Below are 16,613 nucleotides of genomic sequence, written 5' to 3'. Positions count from 1 at the left end.
TCCTCCCGGTGGTGTGCGGCGTGGAACTCCACCCGCTCGCGCCCGCGCGTACTTCCGAAGGTCTGCCGCTGTGTCCAAGCCTGTCGTCCTCATCGCCGAAGAACTCTCTCCCGCCACGATCGACGCCCTCGGGGAGGGCTTCGTCGTCCGCAACGTCGACGGCACCGACCGCCCGGCGCTGCTCACCGCGATCGCGGACGCGGACGCGATCCTCATCCGCTCGGCGACGAAGGTGGATGCCGAGGCGATCGCCGCGGCATCCCGCCTCAAGGTCGTCGCGCGCGCCGGCGTCGGCCTCGACAACGTCGACATCAAGGCCGCCACCGCCGCCGGCGTCATGGTCGTCAACGCACCGACGTCGAACATCATCTCGGCGGCCGAGCTCACGGTCGGGCACATCCTGAGCCTCGCCCGCCACATCCCCGCCGCGCACGCGTCGCTGGCCGCCGGCGCCTGGAAGCGCAGCTCGTTCACCGGCACCGAACTGTTCGAGAAGACCGTCGGCATCATCGGACTCGGCCGCATCGGCGCACTCATCGCCGCGCGCCTGCAGGGCTTCGGCGTGACGGTGGTCGCGTACGACCCGTATGTCACCCCGGCGCGCGCACAGCAGCTCGGTGTCACCCTGCTGTCGCTCGACGAGCTGCTCGCGCAGAGCGACTTCGTCACGATCCACATGCCCAAGACGCCTGAGACGACCGGCATGATCGGGGCGGAGCAGTTCCGCGCCATGAAGCCGACGGCGTATGTCGTCAACGTCGCCCGCGGCGGCCTCATCGACGAGGAGGCGCTGTACACGGCGCTCACGACCGGCGAGATCGCCGGCGCCGGCCTCGACGTCTTCACCTCCGAGCCGCCGAAGGAGGACGGCACGGCGTACCCGCTGCTGTCGCTGCCGAACGTCGTGGTGACGCCGCACCTCGGGGCATCGACGGACGAGGCGCAGGAGAAGGCCGGCATCTCGGTCGCCCGCTCCGTCAAGCTCGCCCTCGAGGGCGACCTCGTGCCCGACGCCGTCAACGTCGCGGGCGGCGTCATCGACCCGTTCGTGCGTCCCGGCATCGCCCTCGTCGAAAAGCTCGGCCAGGTGTTCTCGGGCCTCGCGACGAGCGCCCTCACGAGCCTCGACATCGAGGTGCGCGGGGAGCTCGCCGCCTACGACGTCAGCGTCTACCGTCTCGCGGCGCTCAAGGGCATCTTCACCAAGATCGTGAGCGAGAACGTCTCCTACGTGAACGCGCCGCTGTTCGCCGAGCAGCGCGGCATCGAGACGCGCCTGGTCGTGGAGGCGGAGAGCCCGCTCTACCGCAACATCACGATCCTGCGCGGCACGCTGTCGGACGGCACCGTGCTGACGGTCGCGGGCACGCTCGCCGGCACCCGCATGGTGCCGAAGATCGTCGGCATCAACGGATACGAGATCGAGGTGCCGATCGAGGAGCACCACGTCGTCATGCGCTACGCCGACCGCCCGGGCATCGTGGCGATCTACGGCCAGAAGCTCGGCGAGGCCGGCATCAACATCGCGGGGCTGTTCGTCGCGCACCCCGATGCCAGCGGCCGCGCCCTGTCGGTGCTGACCGTCGACCAGCCCGTGCCGGACGACATCCTCGATCAGATGCGCGAGGCCGTCGGCGCCGACCTGTTCCGCCAGATCGAGATCACCGAGGCCTGACCCGCGCACCGGCCCCGGTCGGCCCGCCGAGCCGGCCCGCTCAGCGGGCCGATGCCTCGACGAGCGCGATCAGGGCATCCATCGCGGCGCCCTCGGGCACCGGCCCCGGGACGGTGGCGCCGGGGGTCTGCACGCCCAGGGCGTTGTTGAAGTAGAGCCCGTCGCTCACGAGCAGCACCAGCTGCAGCGCCGTCTCGTCGCGGGTGTGGGGACGCAGCGCCTCTTCCCACAGCTCGCGCACGCGCCGCAGCGCCTCGACGGCCGCCGCGCTGCCTCCCTGCGCGAGGCGCGATCCCGCGATGAGCGCGCGGTCGATGGGGGAGTCGTCCATCACCGACGACCGCAGGAACGCCGACACGATGCCCTCGGGCTCCGCCTCCATCTCGGCGACGTCCTCGCGCGCGAGCTGCTCCATGCGCTCCAGCAACGCGGTCTCCAGCGCTTCCTTCGACGCGAAGTGGTAGAGCAGGCCGCCCTTCGAGACGCCGGCGGCCTGCGCGGCGGCATCCATCGTCGCCGCCTTCGGTCCCTCGGCGATGAGCAGCGCCTCGAACGCGTCGAGCACGCTCTCGCGGGCACGGGGTGGGCGGGACATGTTCTCCATCCTCTCGCGTCGGGACGCGGTCATCTGTTACTATACCGGCTGGACGGTATAGATATCATGACTTTGACTGAAGAGATCACCCTCGCCGACGCTCAGGGGAAGCGGGTCGGCTGGCGCGGCTGGACGGCGCTGGTCGTCCTCATGCTGCCCGTGCTGCTCGTCTCGGTGGACAACACCGTGCTGAGCTTCGCGCTGCCCGACATCTCGCTGAGCCTGAACCCCTCCAGCGCCCAGCAGCTGTGGATCATCGACGCCTACCCGCTCGTGCTCGCGGGCCTGCTGGTGACGATGGGGACCCTGGGCGACCGGTTCGGCCGGCGCCGGATGCTGCTGATCGGCGCGACCGGATTCGCCGCCGTCTCGGTGCTCGCCGCGTTCGCCCCCAGCGCCGCCTGGCTCATCGCCGCCCGTGCCGGGATGGGCGTGTTCGGTGCGATGCTCATGCCCTCGACGCTCTCGCTGCTGCGGTCGATCTTCACCGATCGCGACCAGCGCCGCCTCGCGATCGCCGTCTGGGCCTCGATGTTCTCGGCCGGCGCCGCCCTCGGGCCGATCGTCGGCGGCCTCCTGCTCGAGCACTTCGCATGGGGCTCGGTCTTCCTCATGTCGGTGCCCGTGCTCATCCCGCTTCTCGTCCTCGCGCCGCTCCTCGTGCCGGAGAGTCGCGACCCGCACCCCGGTCGCATCGACCCGGTGAGCATCGCCCTGTCGATGCTCACGATGGTCCCCGTCGTGTACGCCATCAAGGAGGTGGCGGTCCACGGGTTCGGTCCGCTGCCGGTGATCCTCGCCGCGACGGGCATCCTCTTCGGCATCCTGTTCGTGCGTCGTCAGCTCGCCGCGGAGCAGCCCATGCTCGACATGCGCCTCTTCTCGCGCGGTACCTTCAGTGGCGCGCTCCTGGTCAACCTGCTGAGCGTCATCGCCCTCGTCGGGTTTCTCTACTTCGTCGCGCAGCACCTGCAGCTGATCGTCGGGCTCTCGCCCATGAACGCCGGGCTCGCGCTCGTGCCGGGCATGCTCGCGATGATCATCTCGGGCCTGCTCGTGGTGCCCGTCGCACGGCGCGTGTCGGCCCGCATCGTCGTCCCCGCCGCGCTGGCGTTCTCCGTCGTCGCGTACCTCCTCGTCCCGCTCGCAGTCGGCGAGGGCGCGCTCGCGCTGCTGATCGGCGCGTTCACGCTGCTCGGCATCGGCATCGGGGCCGCCGAGACCGTCTCGAACGACCTCATCCTCGCGAGCGCCCCGCCCGCGAAGGCGGGGGCCGCCAGCGCGGTCTCCGAGACGGCGTACGAGCTCGGCGCCGTCCTCGGCACGGCCGTGCTCGGCGGCATCCTCACCGCCGCGTATCGCACCGGAATCGTGCTGCCGGCGGGCGTGGCCGGCGACGCCGCGGATGCCGCGCGCGAGACCCTCGCGGGCGCGGTGACCGTCGCCGACACGCTCGATCCCGCCACCGCCGAGGCCCTCCGCACCGCGGCAGCGCACGCGTTCGACGCCGGGGTGGGCATCACGGCCGTGATCGGCGCCGTCCTCGTCGGCATCGCAGCGGTCATCGCGGCCACTACGCTGAAGGGGTCCCGCACCGCGCACGCCGAGCACTGATCGGCACGCCTCGCGCGGTCTCTGTGAGCACGAGGAGATCCATGTCGCGCGTCATCAAGCTGGCCGTCATCCCGGGCGACGGCATCGGTCCCGAAGTCGTCGCCGAGGCGGAGAAGGTCCTGGATGCCGTGACGCGCGACTCCGGCGTCACCTTCGAGAAAACGCGGTTCTCGCTCGGCGCGGCGCGTTACCTCGAGACCGGCGACACGCTCACTGACGATGACCTCGCGGCGATCGCGAGCCATGACGTCATCCTCCTGGGCGCTGTCGGCGGCGTGCCCGGCGACCCGCGCCTGAAGGATGCGAACATCGAGCGCGGCCTGCTGCTGAAGCTGCGGTTCGCACTCGACCACTACGTGAACCTCCGCCCGTCGAGGCTGTACCCGGGGGCGCCCGGTCCGCTCGCCGACCCCGGCGAGATCGATTTCGTCGTCGTGCGCGAGGGGACCGAGGGGCCGTACGTCGGCAACGGCGGCTCGATCCGCACCGGCACGCCTCACGAGGTCGCCAACGAGACCTCGGTCAACACGGCCTACGGCATCGAGCGCGTCGTCCGCTACGCCTTCGCGCAGGCGGAGAAGCGCCGGAAGAAACTGACCCTCGTGCACAAGACCAACGTGCTGGTGCACGCCGGCGGCATGTGGAAGCGGATCGTGGACGCCGTGGCATCCGAGCACCCCGACGTGACCGTAGACTATGCACACGTCGACGCGGCCACCATCTATCTGGTCACGAACCCGGGCCGCTTCGACGTGATCGTCACCGACAACCTCTTCGGCGACATCCTCACCGACTTGGCCGGCGCCGTCACCGGAGGCATCGGCCTCGCCGCATCGGGGAACATCAATCCCGACGGCGTCTTCCCCTCGATGTTCGAGCCCGTGCACGGCTCAGCGCCGGACATCGCGGGGACCCAGCAGGCCGACCCCACGGCCGCCATCGGATCCATCGCACTCATGCTCGATCACCTCGGGCTCGCCGATGAGGCCCGGCGCGTCACCCGCGCCATCGAAGCCGATATCGCCGCCCGGGACGGATCCGCCCGCACGACCGCACAGACCGGCGACGCCATCGCCCGGGCGCTCCCCGCCGCGACGCCCGCGGCGTAGCCTGAGGATGCCGCATCCCGCCGCACCGGTCACGATCTCACAGGACATCTCATGAGCCTCACCCACGACCCCGACACCGCCCTCGCTCCGCTCGAGTTCGCCGTCACGCGCAACCTCGCCGCCAAGACGCCCGCCGAGCGCGACCAACTGCTGGTCGACCCCGCCTTCGGCACGACCTTCACCGACCACATGGTCGACATCTGCTGGTCGGTGCGCGGCGGGTGGCACCGTCCGCGCGTGCAGCCCTACGGGCCCATCTCGCTCGACCCCGCCGCCGCGGTGCTCCACTACGGCCAGGAGATCTTCGAGGGGATCAAGGCCTACCGTCACGCCGACGGCTCGGTGTGGACCTTCCGCCCCGACCAGAACGGCCGTCGCCTGCAGCGCAGCGCCCGGCGGCTCGCGCTGCCGGAACTGCCGGTGGAGTACTTCATCCAGTCGCTGCGCGAGCTCATCGCGGTCGACGGCGCGTGGGTCCCCTCCGGCGCTGACCAGAGCCTGTACCTGCGGCCCTTCATGTTCGCCAAGGAGGCGTTCCTCGGCGTGCGCCCCGCGAACAAGGTGGCCTACTACCTCATCGCCTCGCCGGTCGGCGCCTACTTCAAGGGCGGCGCCAAGCCGGTCTCGATCTGGCTCAGCGAGGACTATGCCCGCGCCGGCAAGGGCGGGACCGGTGCCGCCAAGACCGGCGGCAACTACGCCGCGAGTCTGCTGCCGCAGGCCGAGGCCTACGAGCAGGGATGCGACCAGGTCGTCTTCCTCGACTCCCACCGCAACGTCGAGGAGCTCGGCGGCATGAACGTCGTGTTCGTCTACAAGGACGGCACGCTCGTCACGCCGCAGTCGGACTCGATCCTCGAGGGCATCACGCGCGACTCCATCCTCCAGCTGGCCGCCGACCGCGGGCACAAGGTCGAGGGGCGCGCCGTCTCGATCGGCGAGTGGCGCGAGGGCGTCGCCTCGGGCGACATCGTCGAGGTGTTCGCGTGCGGTACCGCGGCCGTGGTCGCTCCCATCGGGCAGCTGAAGGGTCACGACTTCGTCGACGAGCAGCCCCTCGGCGAGCTCGCCCTGTCGCTGCGGCAGGAGCTCACCGACATCCAGTACGGGCGCCGGGAAGACACGCACGGCTGGCTGCTGCGGCTGGACGCCGACGCCGCCGAGGGCTCTGACGCGTGAGGATCGTCCGCTTCAGCCACCAGGACGCCATCCGGTTCGGCATCGTCGACGAGGGCGAACTGGTCGTCCTCGCCGGTGATCCGCTGTTCGCCGGATTCGACACGACGGGTGAGCGCGTGCCGCTCGGCGAGGTCGCGCTGCTCGCACCAGTGATCCCGCGCTCGAAGGTCATCGGCATCGCCCGCAATTACCGCGACCACGCGGCGGAGCTCGGCAACGAGGTGCCCGAGGAGCCCATGATGTTCCTCAAGCCCAACACCTCCGTCATCGGACCCGGGGACACGATCGTGCGGCCGCCGCAGTCCGAGCGCACCGACTACGAGGGCGAGCTTGCCGCTGTCATCGGCCGCGTCACGAAGAACGTGTCGGTCGCCGATGCGCTGGACCACGTCTTCGGCTACACGATCGGCAACGACGTCACGGCGCGAGACCTGCAGAAGACCGATGGGCAGTGGGCGCGCGCGAAGGGGTTCGACACGTTCTGCCCGCTCGGTCCCGCGATCGAGACCGAGTTCGACCCGGCATCCGATGTGCGCATCATCACCCGGGTCAACGGCGAGGTCCGCCAGGACGGCGCGCTCGGCAACATGGTGCACTCGGTCGCCGAGTTCATCTCGTACGCCTCACAGGCGTTCACGCTGCTGCCGGGCGACGTGATCCTTGCGGGGACGCCGGCCGGCGTCGGTCCGTTCGTCGCGGGCGACGTCGTCGAGGTGGAGATCACGGGGCTCGGGACGTTGCGGAACCCTGTCCGCGACGCGCCGCGCGCCGATGGCTGACGCGACCGGACCGACGTCGGCGACGGATGCCGCGGCCTACGACGACGACGCGCTCGCCCGCCTGCGGCGTCGGACCGTGGGGGTGCTCGCGTCGGGGCAGATCCTCGGCGGCATCGCCTTCGGAGCGACGATCTCGCTCGGCGCCGTGCTGGCGGCGGACATCTCCGGCGATGAGGCGTTCTCGGGGCTCGCGACCGCGCTCGTGACGCTCGGGACGGCGGCTCTCGCCGTCCCGCTCGCAGCGCTCGCGCGGCGTCGTGGGCGCCGTATCGCGTTGGCCGGCGGCATGCTCATCGCGCTCGTCGGCGTCGCTGTGGTGATCCTCGCGGCGGGCGTGCGGGTCTTCCCGCTGCTGCTGGCGGGGTTCGCGCTCATCGGCGCGGGTCAGGCCGCGAACCTGCAGTCGCGGTTCGCGGCGGTCGACCTCGCCACGGCGGCCACGCGCGGCCGCGATCTCTCGCTCGTCGTCTGGGCGACCACGATCGGGGCGGTCCTCGGGCCGAACCTCGTGGGTCCGGGGGAGGCGCTCGGCGACGCGCTGGGGATGCCGCCGCTGACCGGGCCGTACGTGTTCACCGTCGTCGCGCAGATCCTGGCCGTCGCGCTGTACCTCGCGGCGCTGCGACCGGATCCGCTGCTGGTGGCGACGCGGATCGCGGGCAGCGCGGCGACGGGAGCCGCCGCGGGGATCGCCCGCGCCGACCGGCCGCGCGCGGCCGCGTACGCCATCGTCGCGGTCGCGGGCGCCCACGGCGTGATGGTCGCCGTCATGGCGATGACGCCCGTGCATCTGCTGCACCACGGCGCGGACCTCGAGATCATCGGTCTTACGATCAGCCTGCACATCGCGGGGATGTACGCGCTCGCTCCGGTGTTCGGCGTCCTCGCCGACCGACTCGGCCGCATCCCCACGATCCTCCTCGGCCAGGCCCTGCTCACCGCGGCGCTGCTGACCGCGGCCGTCGGCCAGGAGTCCGGCGCCGCCGTCACCGTCGCGCTCGTCCTGCTCGGCCTCGGCTGGAGCGCGTCGACGGTCGCGGGATCGACGCTGCTGACGGAGTCGTCGGCGGAGTCGCTGCGCACGCGCCGCCAGGGCCGCAGCGATCTCGCGATGAGCCTCGTCGGCGGCCTCGGGGCGATCGGTGCGGGCTTCGTGCTCGGCGCGATCGGCTACGGCGGGCTCGCCCTCGTCGCGCTCATCGTCGTCGCCGCGGTGACGGTGCTCGCGCCGTACGCGCGCGCCGCGCGCTGACGCGCTGACGCGCCCGCCCGCGGCATCCGGTTGGCCCGCGGCATCCGCCCGGCCCGGATCCCTCCGCAGTGTCGAACCCTCATCCCCGCGCCGAACCCTCACGCCCACCGCGTCCCAGAGGGAAGGGCTCGGCCCAGGGGGGAGGTTCCGGCGGGCTTGCGGCGCGATGGCGAACGGCAAGGGATGCCGGGCGACACGCCGCAGACTCACGGCTCGCGCCGGCGTGTCGCGCACGATCCCTTGCTGTTAGGTGGGGCGAGGTCGAGGAGGCGGCGGGTCAGCGTCCGAGCGCGACCGCTGCCCGGTCGACGTCCCGGGTGTCGTTGAAGACGTGGAAAGCGACGCGCGCGCTGCCATTGCGGCCGGAGGCCGTGATGCCGGCCGAGGTGAGACGCGCGAGATCGCATCCATTGGCATCCGGCCACGTGACGATGGCGCTCGGGCGCTCCGGTTCCGGCAGGTCCAGACGCTTGCGGAAGGCCGCAGCCAGCCGTGTGGTCCACGCGTGCACCCGCGCGATGTCGGTCGCGGCGAACGCGGCGAGGGCGGGCTCCGCGCCGACGAAGGCCTGCCAGGCGGGGGAGATGTCGAAGCGACGGGCGCAGCCGGCCAGGTCCGCGTCGCCGCCGTAGCAAGAGGTCCACGGGTCCTCGCCCGCATACCACCCGGCTTGCACGGGCACGAGAACGCGGGCGTATTCCGCGCGCACGGTGAGGAACGCGACGCCGCGCGGACAGCACAGCCACTTGTACGCGTGGCAGAGGAGGGCGTCGACGCGTGCGGCGGAGACGGGCAGCCACCCCACCGCCTGTGTCGCGTCGCACACGGTCCGAGCGCCCCACCGGGAGGCGGCGGCGACGATCGCGTCGAGGTCGGCGACCTCGCCCGAAGCCGACTGCACGAGCGAGAACGCGACGAGCGCGGTACCCGGCCGGATCTCGTCGGCGAGACGCGCCAGCGGCGCCGTGCGCACGCGGATGCCGCGCCCCGCGTGGACGAACGGCAGCACGAGCGACGAGAACTCATGCTCGGGAACGAGCACGTCGGCGCCCTCGGGGACGGATGCCGCGAGCAGCGCGACCTGGACCGATGTCTGCGCTCCGATCGCCACGCGGTCCGGCGTCACCCCGACCAGTCGCGCGAAGTGCGCGCGCGACGCCTCGACCGCGCGCGAGTACTGCGCGACGTCCGGCCGCCCGGCGAGGTCGGCCGCGATCGCCGCGCGGGTGCCCGACGTGGGAAGTCCCAACGTACATGCGGCGAGATACCCCGCGGCATCCGGGAACTGCGCGCGCAGCGCCTCGAGACTTCCGAGGTCGGCCGGCGGGCGGGCGGCGAGGGACGTCGGGCTCATGCATCCACTTTCCCGTCGCGCAACTTATGCGTCTACGACAGGTGTCCGATGAAAGACATGACGTGTGATTATGGATGGATGCCGGAAGAACCGAGTCTCGACCTCGACGTCCAGACGCTGCGCATCGTCCGCGCGATCGCCGACACCGGGTCGATCACGGGCGCCGCCGGCACCCGGGGGTTCAGCCAGCCGGCGATCAGCCAGCACCTGCGGCGCCTGGAGTCCCGGCTCGGCGTGGCGATCGTGGAGCGGGTGGGGCGCGGCATCCGTCTCACCGAAGCCGGGCGTGTGCTTGCACGCCACGCGCCCGCCGTGACGCTCGCCGTCGACGCGGTGGCCGAGGAACTCGCTCAGCTGCGGGGGCTCCGCACCGGAGTCGTGCGGCTCGTGGCCTTCCCATCCGCGTCGCCTGTCGTCGTGCCGCGGCTCATCGCGGCCCTCGCGGCATCCCACTCCGGTCTGTCGCTGACGTATCTGGAAGCGGAGCCGCCGGAGGCGGTCGAGGCCGTGCGCGAGGATCGTGCCGACATCGCCCTCACCTTCAGCTATCCGGGCGACCGCGACGACCCGCACCGCTCCAGCGCCCGCGGGCTCTCGGTGCGCAGCGCGGGGCGCGATGACCTCATGCTCGTCCTACCGGCGGGCCACGCCGCCGTGCGCGATGTCGGCGAGCTGTCGGACGAGACGTGGATCGCCGGCTGCCCCCGCTGTCGCGGGCACCTGCTGGAACTGTGCGGACGCGCCGGGTTCACCCCGCGCATCGGATACGAGACCGACAACTACGTGGCCGTCGAGGGTCTCGTCGCGCAGGGCATCGGCGTGGCGACGCTGCCGCGCATGGCTCTCGAGTCGTTCCCGCTGCTGCCCGGCATCGTCACGGCGCCGCTGCCGCCGGCGGAGGCGCGGCGTCTCCACGTCGTGACGGCGCAGGGCGCGGAGCGGGTGCCGTCGCTCGCCGCCGCGCTTGAGGCCCTGCAGCAGGTCCTCGCGTCGGGCAGTGCCGTCGAGAAACCATCCGCGGGCTGAGAAAACACGCCAGACGTGGTTTCTCGCCGCGAGAATGGTTCCTTGACGACCGCGTCGACGGATGCCGGGGTTCGATGAACGCGACGACGGATGCCGCAGCGCGAGCCGCGGCGAGGCGCGCCCATCCCGCGGCGCGGGCCGCCGCGGCGCGAGCCGCGACGGCGCGAGCCGCGACGGCGCGGCCACGGCCGGCGGCGTCCGTCGAACTAGACTGGTGCGGATGTCTGCAGCGATCGATCCCCGCACCACCACCGCTTCCGGAACCGACGTCCGCGTGCGGTTCTGCCCCTCGCCGACGGGGCTGCCGCACGTCGGAATGGTCCGCACCGCCCTGTACAACTGGGCGTACGCGCGGCACACCGGCGGCAAGCTGATCTTCCGCGTCGAGGACACCGACGCCGCCCGCGACAGCGAGGAGAGCTACCGTCAGCTCGTCGACGCACTCACCTGGCTCGAGATCGACTGGGACGAGGGTGTCGAGAAGGGCGGCCCGCACGCGCCGTACCGGCAGTCGCAGCGCCGCGAGATCTATGCCGAGGTGCTCGAGCGGCTGATCGCCTCCGGCGCGGTGTACGAGTCGTACTCCACCGCCGAGGAGATCGACGCCCGCAACGAGGCCGCCGGCCGCGCGAAGCAGCTCGGCTACGACAACTTCGACCGCGACCTCACCGACGAGCAGAAGGCCGCGTTCCGCGCCGAAGGTCGCGAGCCGGCCTACCGGCTGCGGGTGCCCGACCACGACCTCACCTACGTCGACCTCATCCGCGGCGAGGTGACGTTCCCCGCCGGATCGTTCCCCGACTTCGTCGTCGTGCGGGCGGGCGGTCAGGCGCTCTACACCTTCACGAACCCCGTCGACGACGCGCTCATGGGCATCACGCACGTCATCCGCGGCGAGGACCTCATGCCGTCGACCGCCCGTCAGCTCGCGCTGTATGCGGCGCTGAACGACGCCGGCGTCACCGATTTCGTCCCGCGGTTCGGGCACATGCCGCTCGTTCTCGGCGAGACGGGCAACAAGAAGCTCTCCAAGCGTGACCCGCAGGCCGACCTGTTCCTGCTGCGCGAGAAGGGCTTCATCCACGAGGGCCTGCTGAACTACCTGTCACTGCTCGGCTGGTCGATCGCCGCCGATCGCGACGTGTTCTCGCGCGACGAGCTCGTGGCCGCGTTCGACATCGCCGACGTCAACCCCAACCCCGCCCGCTTCGACCAGAAGAAGGCCGAGTCGATCAACGGTGACCACATCCGCATGCTCGAGCCGGCGGACTTCGCGAGCCGGCTCGTGCCGTACCTGCACGCGGCCGGTCTCGTGGCGAACCCGCCGACGGCGGCGCAGCAGGCGACGCTGGATGCCGCGGCCCCGCTCGTGCAGGAGCGCATGCAGCTGTTGGGGGAGGCGTCGGGCCTCCTCGGCTTCCTCTTCCGCGACGAGGTCGCCTACGACGAGGACGCGCTGAAGAGCCTCCCCGCCAACGTCGGCGAGGTGCTCGTGGCATCCGTCGGCGCGCTCGAGCTGGTGCCCGAGCAGGGCTTCACCGCCGCCGCCGTGCAGGAGGCGCTCGCGGGCGCGCTCATCGACGGCCTGGGCCTCAAGCCCCGCGTCGCGTACGGCCCGCTGCGGGTGGCGGTCAGCGGTCGCCGCGTCTCACCGCCGCTGTTCGAGTCGATGGAGCTGCTCGGCAAGGCCGAGTCGGTCCGCCGCCTCGGTGCGCTCGTGGAGCACCTGAGCTGATCTGCGTGGGCGCGCTCGCTCAGGGCGTGCAGTCGTAGATTCCGGATGCCGCGGCATCCGTCATCGCGGTGCAGTTCTCCCGCACCCACGCGCGGATCTCCGCACTCGTGGAGCCGGTGTCGCCCCCGCTGCCGACACCACCAGCACCCCCACCACTACCCAGGGCGCCGGCGCTGCCGGCGAGGACGTAGCGCAGGTCGCCGTCGGCGATGAGCTGCTGGAAGGCGGCGAGGGTCGGCACCGGATCCTCCCCGTTGAAGCCGCCGATCGGCAGCACGGGCTGACCGTCCGAGGCGATGATGAGGCTCGCGGCAGACTGCGCGCCGAACGCGGCCGCGAGGTAGGGCGTGCCGTCTCGGTGCGCCTCGAGCCAGGCGAGCTGCGCCGTGCTGGAGGCGCCGAACACCGGCATCCCGTTCCCGCGTCCGATGCCGCCGGTTCCCGCGCCGCCGGCCGCGCGACCGTCCCGCCCGGCAGACGGCGCCTGTCCGAACGTTCCCGCGCCGCCGCCGGGGCCGCCGCCGGGCGCGCGGCCGGCGCCGAAGCCTCCCGACGCTCCGGGAACGCCCTGTGCCGCGACCCCTCCGGCCACCGGGTTGGTCGAGTTCGGTGTGCCCATCGTGACCACCGCCCACACCATCGGCGTCAGCAGCAGGGCGACGATGCCCGCGGCGGCGGTCACCGGCATCCGCCGCCCGCGACGGCGCTCGGTCAGCACGAGTCCCGCCGTCACCGCGGCGACGGCGCACTGCAGCGCCGCCGCGACGAGGGAGTACGTCGCCGCCGGGGTGGCAATGCTGATGCACAGTGCCGTGACGGCCGCGGTCGCGGGCAGCGCCAGCTGCGCCCAGAGCACGCCGCGGCGGCGGGCGCGCGCGAAGGCGGTTCCGATCAGCAGGGCTGTGGGGATTGCGAGTGCTGCGGTGTAGAACTGGTGCATGCCCGCCACGCCCGAGAACATGGCGGCGAAGGTGACGAACCATGCCGTTCCGAAAACGGTCAACGGCAGCCGGAACCGCAGCACGAACAGTACGGCGACCGCGACGAGGGCGGTGGGCAGCATCCACCCGATCTGGGTGGCGAGCGCGTCGTTCAGCAGGCGCAGCGCCGCGGGGCTGCCGGAGAACGGCGGTGTGAACGAGCGATAGGCGGTCTCGTCCGCCGTGACCTGCCCGAGGCGGCCGAGTCCGTTGTAGCCGAAGACCATCTCCCACGGGTTGTTGGAGAGCGTGCTGCCGATGTAGGGGCGGGCGGATGCCGGGACGAGCGCGACCGCGACGATCCAGACGAGGGACAGTGCGAGGCTCGTCGCACCCGCCACCGCGAGGTGCCAGATGCGGCGCGCCCGGCTCTGCGGGGTGCAGAGGTAGGCCAGGGCGAGCGCGGGCCAGACTGCCCAGGCCTCCAGCATGTAGGTGTGAAATCCCGCCGCGATGAACACGCCCGCCAGCAGAAGCCAGCCGAGACTCCGGCGGTCGAGCGCCCTCGTGGCGGCCCACGCCGTCAGGGCCAGGGCGAGCACGAAGAAGGTCTCCGGCTGGTTCGACCGCGCGACCGCCACGAGGATCGGCGTCGTCGCGACGACGGCGCCCGCCGTCAGCCCCGCCAGCGGGCCCGCCCAGCGCCGGGCCGTGACGCAGACCACGACGACGGATGCCGAGGCCGCGAGTGCGTTCGGGACGATCACCGCCCAGGGCGAGAACCCGAAGACGCGCACGAACAGCGCGGGGATCCAGAAGGAACCGGGGATCTTGTCGAGGGTGACAGTGCCCGCCGGGTCCATCGCGCCGAAGAAGAAGTTCGACCAGCTCTCGCTCATCGACAGGGCGATCGACGCGTAGTAGTCCGACATCGACCCGCCGACGCCCCACCCGGTGACGAGTAGCGTGACGACAGCGAGGGTGGCGACGCTCCAGCCCCAGCGCGAGCCCCAGCGTGAGCCCCAGGACCGGCCGGTCACGCCGGCGGCGACGGGCAGTGGGGGAGCGGCGAGGACGGTCACGACGCGACGGTAGTGCCGCCCACCAGGAGCGATCGAGGCGCCGCTTGTGAATCCGCTGAGCGCGACGCGCCAGGTCGCCCCGGTTTGGCCGCGCCTCTCCGGTGGGCTAAGCTTGACCCTCGGTACGGCTTCGGCCGAACCCCCTTGGGGTATGGTGTAATTGGCAACACGGCTGATTCTGGTTCAGTTGTTCTTGGTTCGAGTCCAGGTACCCCAGCAACGAATCGCTAGAGTTCTCTAGGAAGTCCGGCTCCCTCCTCACTTCGTCGAATGGCGCGATTTGGCGTCTGGTGACCACATTGGTGACCAGAAACCCCCGCGGGGCGCGTTTCGTGGTCGTCTCTGTTGATGAGGTACGCACTCGCCCCCGCTCGTTCGCGTGGGTACGCGCTCCGCACCTGTCAGGCATGGAAGCTCATGTACGCATCGAGGTCGAGCCCGCGTTCCTGACCCAGGCCGAGGTCGCCGTGCTGCTGGGCGTGCCCGCGCGCACGCTCGAAGGCTGGCGTCTCACGAAGTCCGGGCCGCCGTGGCTGAAGCTCGGTCGGCACGTGAAGTACGACCGCGACGACGTGCTCGCGTGGGCGCGGGAGCAGCGTCATGGCTAGGCCGAAGATCGCCGCAGGCGATCTCGGCCAGGTGCAGGTGACCCAGCTCGCGAACGGGAAGTGGCGGGCACGCGCCCGGATGCGCGACGACTCCGGTGAGCTGGTGCAGCTCCGTGCCGAAGGCCCCACCGAGGATGCAGCCCGCGAAGAACTGCTGTCACGAGCGAAGACGATGACGACGCACACGAAGGCCATCGTCACCGCCGGATCGACCATCCAGGAGGCGGCGGAGGCGTGGCTGCCGACGGTGAAGGTGCGCGCCGAGAACGGCACGCTGTCGTGGTCGACGTATGAGAACTACGAGACCACCGTCCGTCTCACCCTCGTCCCCGTCTGTGGCGGCGTCACGCTGGAGGCGCTCACGGTCGGCCGCTGCGACCGGATCATCCAGAATCTCCTGGCCGACCGGGGCGTGTCCGCAGCGCGGAAGGCGCGCTCGGTGCTGTCGCTCATCTGCGGGTTCGCCGTGCGCGACGATGCGATCCCGGCGAACCCGGTGCGCGACGTCGCGCGGCTGCCGACGCCGGAGAAGAAGACCGCGATGCTCACTCCGCAGCAGATCGAGGCGATCCGCGACCTCATGACCCGGTGGCGGGAGACGGAGGGCATGGGGCCGCGCCCGAACTGGCGGGCGCTCGTGGACGGCATGGACATCATGCTCGGCACCTCCGCCCGCGTGGGGGAGTGCATCGGCCTGCGCCGCTGCGACGTAGACATGACCACCGCCCCGCCGACGATCCTGATCGACGGCACCGTGATTCAGAACAAGGTGCAGGGCGTCCAGCGCAAGAACGCCCGGAAGCGCACCCGCCAACGTCGTCGCATCGCGCTCCCTGCTCTCGCGGCCGACGCGGTGCGACGCCGACTCGCGCTTGCAGAGCGTGGGCCGGAGGCACTGCTGTTCGCGACGAAGACCGGCAAGCCGATGAGCGTTTCCAACTACGAACGGCTGCTGCGCTCGTTCATCGACGACAACCGCGATGAGCTTGTGCGCCTCGGTGTAGAGGTCGACGAGTACTCGACGCACATTTATAGGCGCACCACCGCGACGCTCGTGGAGCGCGCGGCGGGGCTCACCATCGCGTCACGGCTGCTCGGGCACGCAAACGAGATGGTCACACGCAACAGCTACGTCATCACCGCCGAGCAGGTCGACGTCGTCACCGCCGACATCCTCGACACGATCCTTGGGACATGAGCCGTGCGGCTCGCTGGTTGCGCGGGACGGGCCGCGTACCTCCTCAACAAAGCCTTGCGCCTCTGCGAGAGGAGAGGTAACGTGCCTGCACCACAAGTCCATGAGCGTGCGGCGGCGGTGCGGAATCTCAACCACCGTAGATCGGCCGGACACGGCCGGACAGCGGTGCGGGGTCGAGGCTCGGCGACGGGGGTGTCGATTCGGCACCCCCGTGAAAGACCTCCGGTTGTGCCGAATCGACACCACCGTGGTGGCGCAAGTCTTGCACCACCACGAACCCCAGCCCCGGGATTACAGGCGGTGTCAACTTGCCACCACCGTACGAGGAGTCGGCCGGCCGAAATTTGGGAGGCCGGACGGTTCCGTCAATTTGGCGGCACCGTGGACGACGCGGATAAACGTGTTGGACGGCGCGCACGCCCTTCGCTGACGGCCCCGGAAAATTGCCGGGACCGTCGCACCGGAGCCGGAAGCAGTCGTCTCCGCA

Annotated in this window: 13 protein-coding genes and 1 tRNA gene; 11 read left to right on the top strand and 3 right to left on the bottom strand. The window is 71.3% G+C overall.

Annotated elements, in window-relative coordinates:
* Positions 1–70: 70 nt before the first annotated feature.
* The gene (serA, locus tag ACPYN4_RS05695) at positions 71–1,675 is read left to right on the top strand and encodes a phosphoglycerate dehydrogenase (protein ID WP_424445848.1); all 1,605 of its coding nucleotides are present in this window, start codon (positions 71–73) and stop codon (positions 1,673–1,675) included.
* Positions 1,676–1,715: 40 nt separating this feature from the next.
* Here serA and ACPYN4_RS05690 read toward each other — a convergent pair whose 3' ends face one another.
* Positions 1,716–2,270, bottom strand: a complete 555-nt coding sequence (locus tag ACPYN4_RS05690; protein WP_076690534.1) for a TetR/AcrR family transcriptional regulator — start codon at positions 2,268–2,270, stop codon at positions 1,716–1,718.
* A 66-nt stretch (positions 2,271–2,336) separates the two neighbouring features.
* On the opposite strand from ACPYN4_RS05690, the gene ACPYN4_RS05685 reads away from it, so the two are divergent.
* Genes ACPYN4_RS05685 through ACPYN4_RS05665 form a run of 5 tightly spaced genes read left to right on the top strand, consistent with a single transcriptional unit; the run spans position 2,337 to position 8,203 of the window.
* Complete coding sequence (locus tag ACPYN4_RS05685) at positions 2,337–3,884, top strand: MFS transporter (RefSeq protein WP_424445847.1); 1,548 nt, start codon at positions 2,337–2,339, stop codon at positions 3,882–3,884.
* A 41-nt stretch (positions 3,885–3,925) separates the two neighbouring features.
* The gene (locus ACPYN4_RS05680) at positions 3,926–4,993 is read left to right on the top strand and encodes a 3-isopropylmalate dehydrogenase (protein WP_076690536.1); all 1,068 of its coding nucleotides are present in this window, start codon (positions 3,926–3,928) and stop codon (positions 4,991–4,993) included.
* 51 nt (positions 4,994–5,044) lie between these two features.
* Positions 5,045–6,172 carry a branched-chain amino acid aminotransferase gene (locus tag ACPYN4_RS05675; protein ID WP_424445845.1) on the top strand — a complete coding sequence of 376 codons (1,128 nt, stop codon included), beginning with the start codon at positions 5,045–5,047 and terminating at the stop codon, positions 6,170–6,172.
* Entirely contained in the window at positions 6,169–6,951 is a 783-nt protein-coding gene (locus ACPYN4_RS05670) for a fumarylacetoacetate hydrolase family protein (RefSeq protein ID WP_424445843.1), read from the top strand. Before ACPYN4_RS05675 ends, ACPYN4_RS05670 begins: the two co-directional genes overlap by 4 nt.
* Positions 6,944–8,203, top strand: coding sequence for an MFS transporter (locus ACPYN4_RS05665; protein WP_287269570.1), 1,260 nt, complete (start codon positions 6,944–6,946; stop codon positions 8,201–8,203). Before ACPYN4_RS05670 ends, ACPYN4_RS05665 begins: the two co-directional genes overlap by 8 nt.
* A 277-nt stretch (positions 8,204–8,480) precedes the next feature.
* Here the strand turns inward: ACPYN4_RS05665 and ACPYN4_RS05660 are convergent, their stop codons facing one another.
* Positions 8,481–9,557, bottom strand: coding sequence for an aminotransferase class V-fold PLP-dependent enzyme (locus ACPYN4_RS05660; protein ID WP_424445842.1), 1,077 nt, complete (start codon positions 9,555–9,557; stop codon positions 8,481–8,483).
* Between the two features lie 48 nt (positions 9,558–9,605).
* On the opposite strand from ACPYN4_RS05660, the gene ACPYN4_RS05655 reads away from it, so the two are divergent.
* Positions 9,606–10,583, top strand: a complete 978-nt coding sequence (locus tag ACPYN4_RS05655) for a LysR family transcriptional regulator (protein WP_424445841.1) — start codon at positions 9,606–9,608, stop codon at positions 10,581–10,583.
* A gap of 220 nt (positions 10,584–10,803) precedes the next feature.
* Positions 10,804–12,318, top strand: a complete 1,515-nt coding sequence (gltX, locus tag ACPYN4_RS05650) for a glutamate--tRNA ligase (protein WP_424445840.1) — start codon at positions 10,804–10,806, stop codon at positions 12,316–12,318.
* Between the two features lie 19 nt (positions 12,319–12,337).
* Here the strand turns inward: gltX and ACPYN4_RS05645 are convergent, their stop codons facing one another.
* Positions 12,338–14,320: an ArnT family glycosyltransferase gene (locus tag ACPYN4_RS05645; protein WP_424445839.1), complete on the bottom strand. Its 1,983-nt coding sequence runs from the start codon at positions 14,318–14,320 to the stop codon at positions 12,338–12,340.
* Positions 14,321–14,465: 145 nt separating this feature from the next.
* On the opposite strand from ACPYN4_RS05645, the gene ACPYN4_RS05640 reads away from it, so the two are divergent.
* The 3 genes from ACPYN4_RS05640 (at position 14,466) to ACPYN4_RS05630 (ending at position 16,126) form a co-directional block, all read left to right on the top strand.
* Positions 14,466–14,537 (top strand) — tRNA-Gln (locus tag ACPYN4_RS05640).
* 190 nt (positions 14,538–14,727) lie between these two features.
* Positions 14,728–14,928 carry a helix-turn-helix domain-containing protein gene (locus ACPYN4_RS05635; protein WP_424445838.1) on the top strand — a complete coding sequence of 67 codons (201 nt, stop codon included), beginning with the start codon at positions 14,728–14,730 and terminating at the stop codon, positions 14,926–14,928.
* Complete coding sequence (locus ACPYN4_RS05630) at positions 14,921–16,126, top strand: tyrosine-type recombinase/integrase (protein ID WP_424445837.1); 1,206 nt, start codon at positions 14,921–14,923, stop codon at positions 16,124–16,126. The genes ACPYN4_RS05635 and ACPYN4_RS05630 overlap by 8 nt, the downstream gene beginning before the upstream one ends.
* The last annotated feature ends 487 nt before the right edge of the window (positions 16,127–16,613 follow it).

Source organism: Microbacterium sp. CH-015 (assembly GCF_049707015.1).
In the GTDB taxonomy this organism is placed as follows: Bacteria; Actinomycetota; Actinomycetes; order Actinomycetales; family Microbacteriaceae; genus Microbacterium; species Microbacterium aurum.
Note: the sequence above shows the minus strand (reverse complement) of the source record. Positions and strands in the feature narration are given on the sequence as shown.

Bases quoted from the DNA above. Each gene is read 5' to 3' on its own strand.
- ACPYN4_RS05675 (WP_424445845.1), top strand. From the start codon at position 5,045: ATGAGCCTCACCCACGACCCCGACACCGCCCTCGCTCCGCTCGAGTTC.
- ACPYN4_RS05680 (WP_076690536.1), top strand. From the start codon at position 3,926: ATGTCGCGCGTCATCAAGCTGGCCGTCATCCCGGGCGACGGCATCGGT.
- gltX (WP_424445840.1), top strand. From the start codon at position 10,804: ATGTCTGCAGCGATCGATCCCCGCACCACCACCGCTTCCGGAACCGAC.
- ACPYN4_RS05665 (WP_287269570.1), top strand. From the start codon at position 6,944: ATGGCTGACGCGACCGGACCGACGTCGGCGACGGATGCCGCGGCCTAC.
- ACPYN4_RS05655 (WP_424445841.1), top strand. From the start codon at position 9,606: ATGAAAGACATGACGTGTGATTATGGATGGATGCCGGAAGAACCGAGT.
- ACPYN4_RS05690 (WP_076690534.1), bottom strand. From the start codon at position 2,270: ATGTCCCGCCCACCCCGTGCCCGCGAGAGCGTGCTCGACGCGTTCGAG.
- ACPYN4_RS05660 (WP_424445842.1), bottom strand. From the start codon at position 9,557: ATGAGCCCGACGTCCCTCGCCGCCCGCCCGCCGGCCGACCTCGGAAGT.
- ACPYN4_RS05685 (WP_424445847.1), top strand. From the start codon at position 2,337: ATGACTTTGACTGAAGAGATCACCCTCGCCGACGCTCAGGGGAAGCGG.
- ACPYN4_RS05630 (WP_424445837.1), top strand. From the start codon at position 14,921: ATGGCTAGGCCGAAGATCGCCGCAGGCGATCTCGGCCAGGTGCAGGTG.
- ACPYN4_RS05635 (WP_424445838.1), top strand. From the start codon at position 14,728: ATGGAAGCTCATGTACGCATCGAGGTCGAGCCCGCGTTCCTGACCCAG.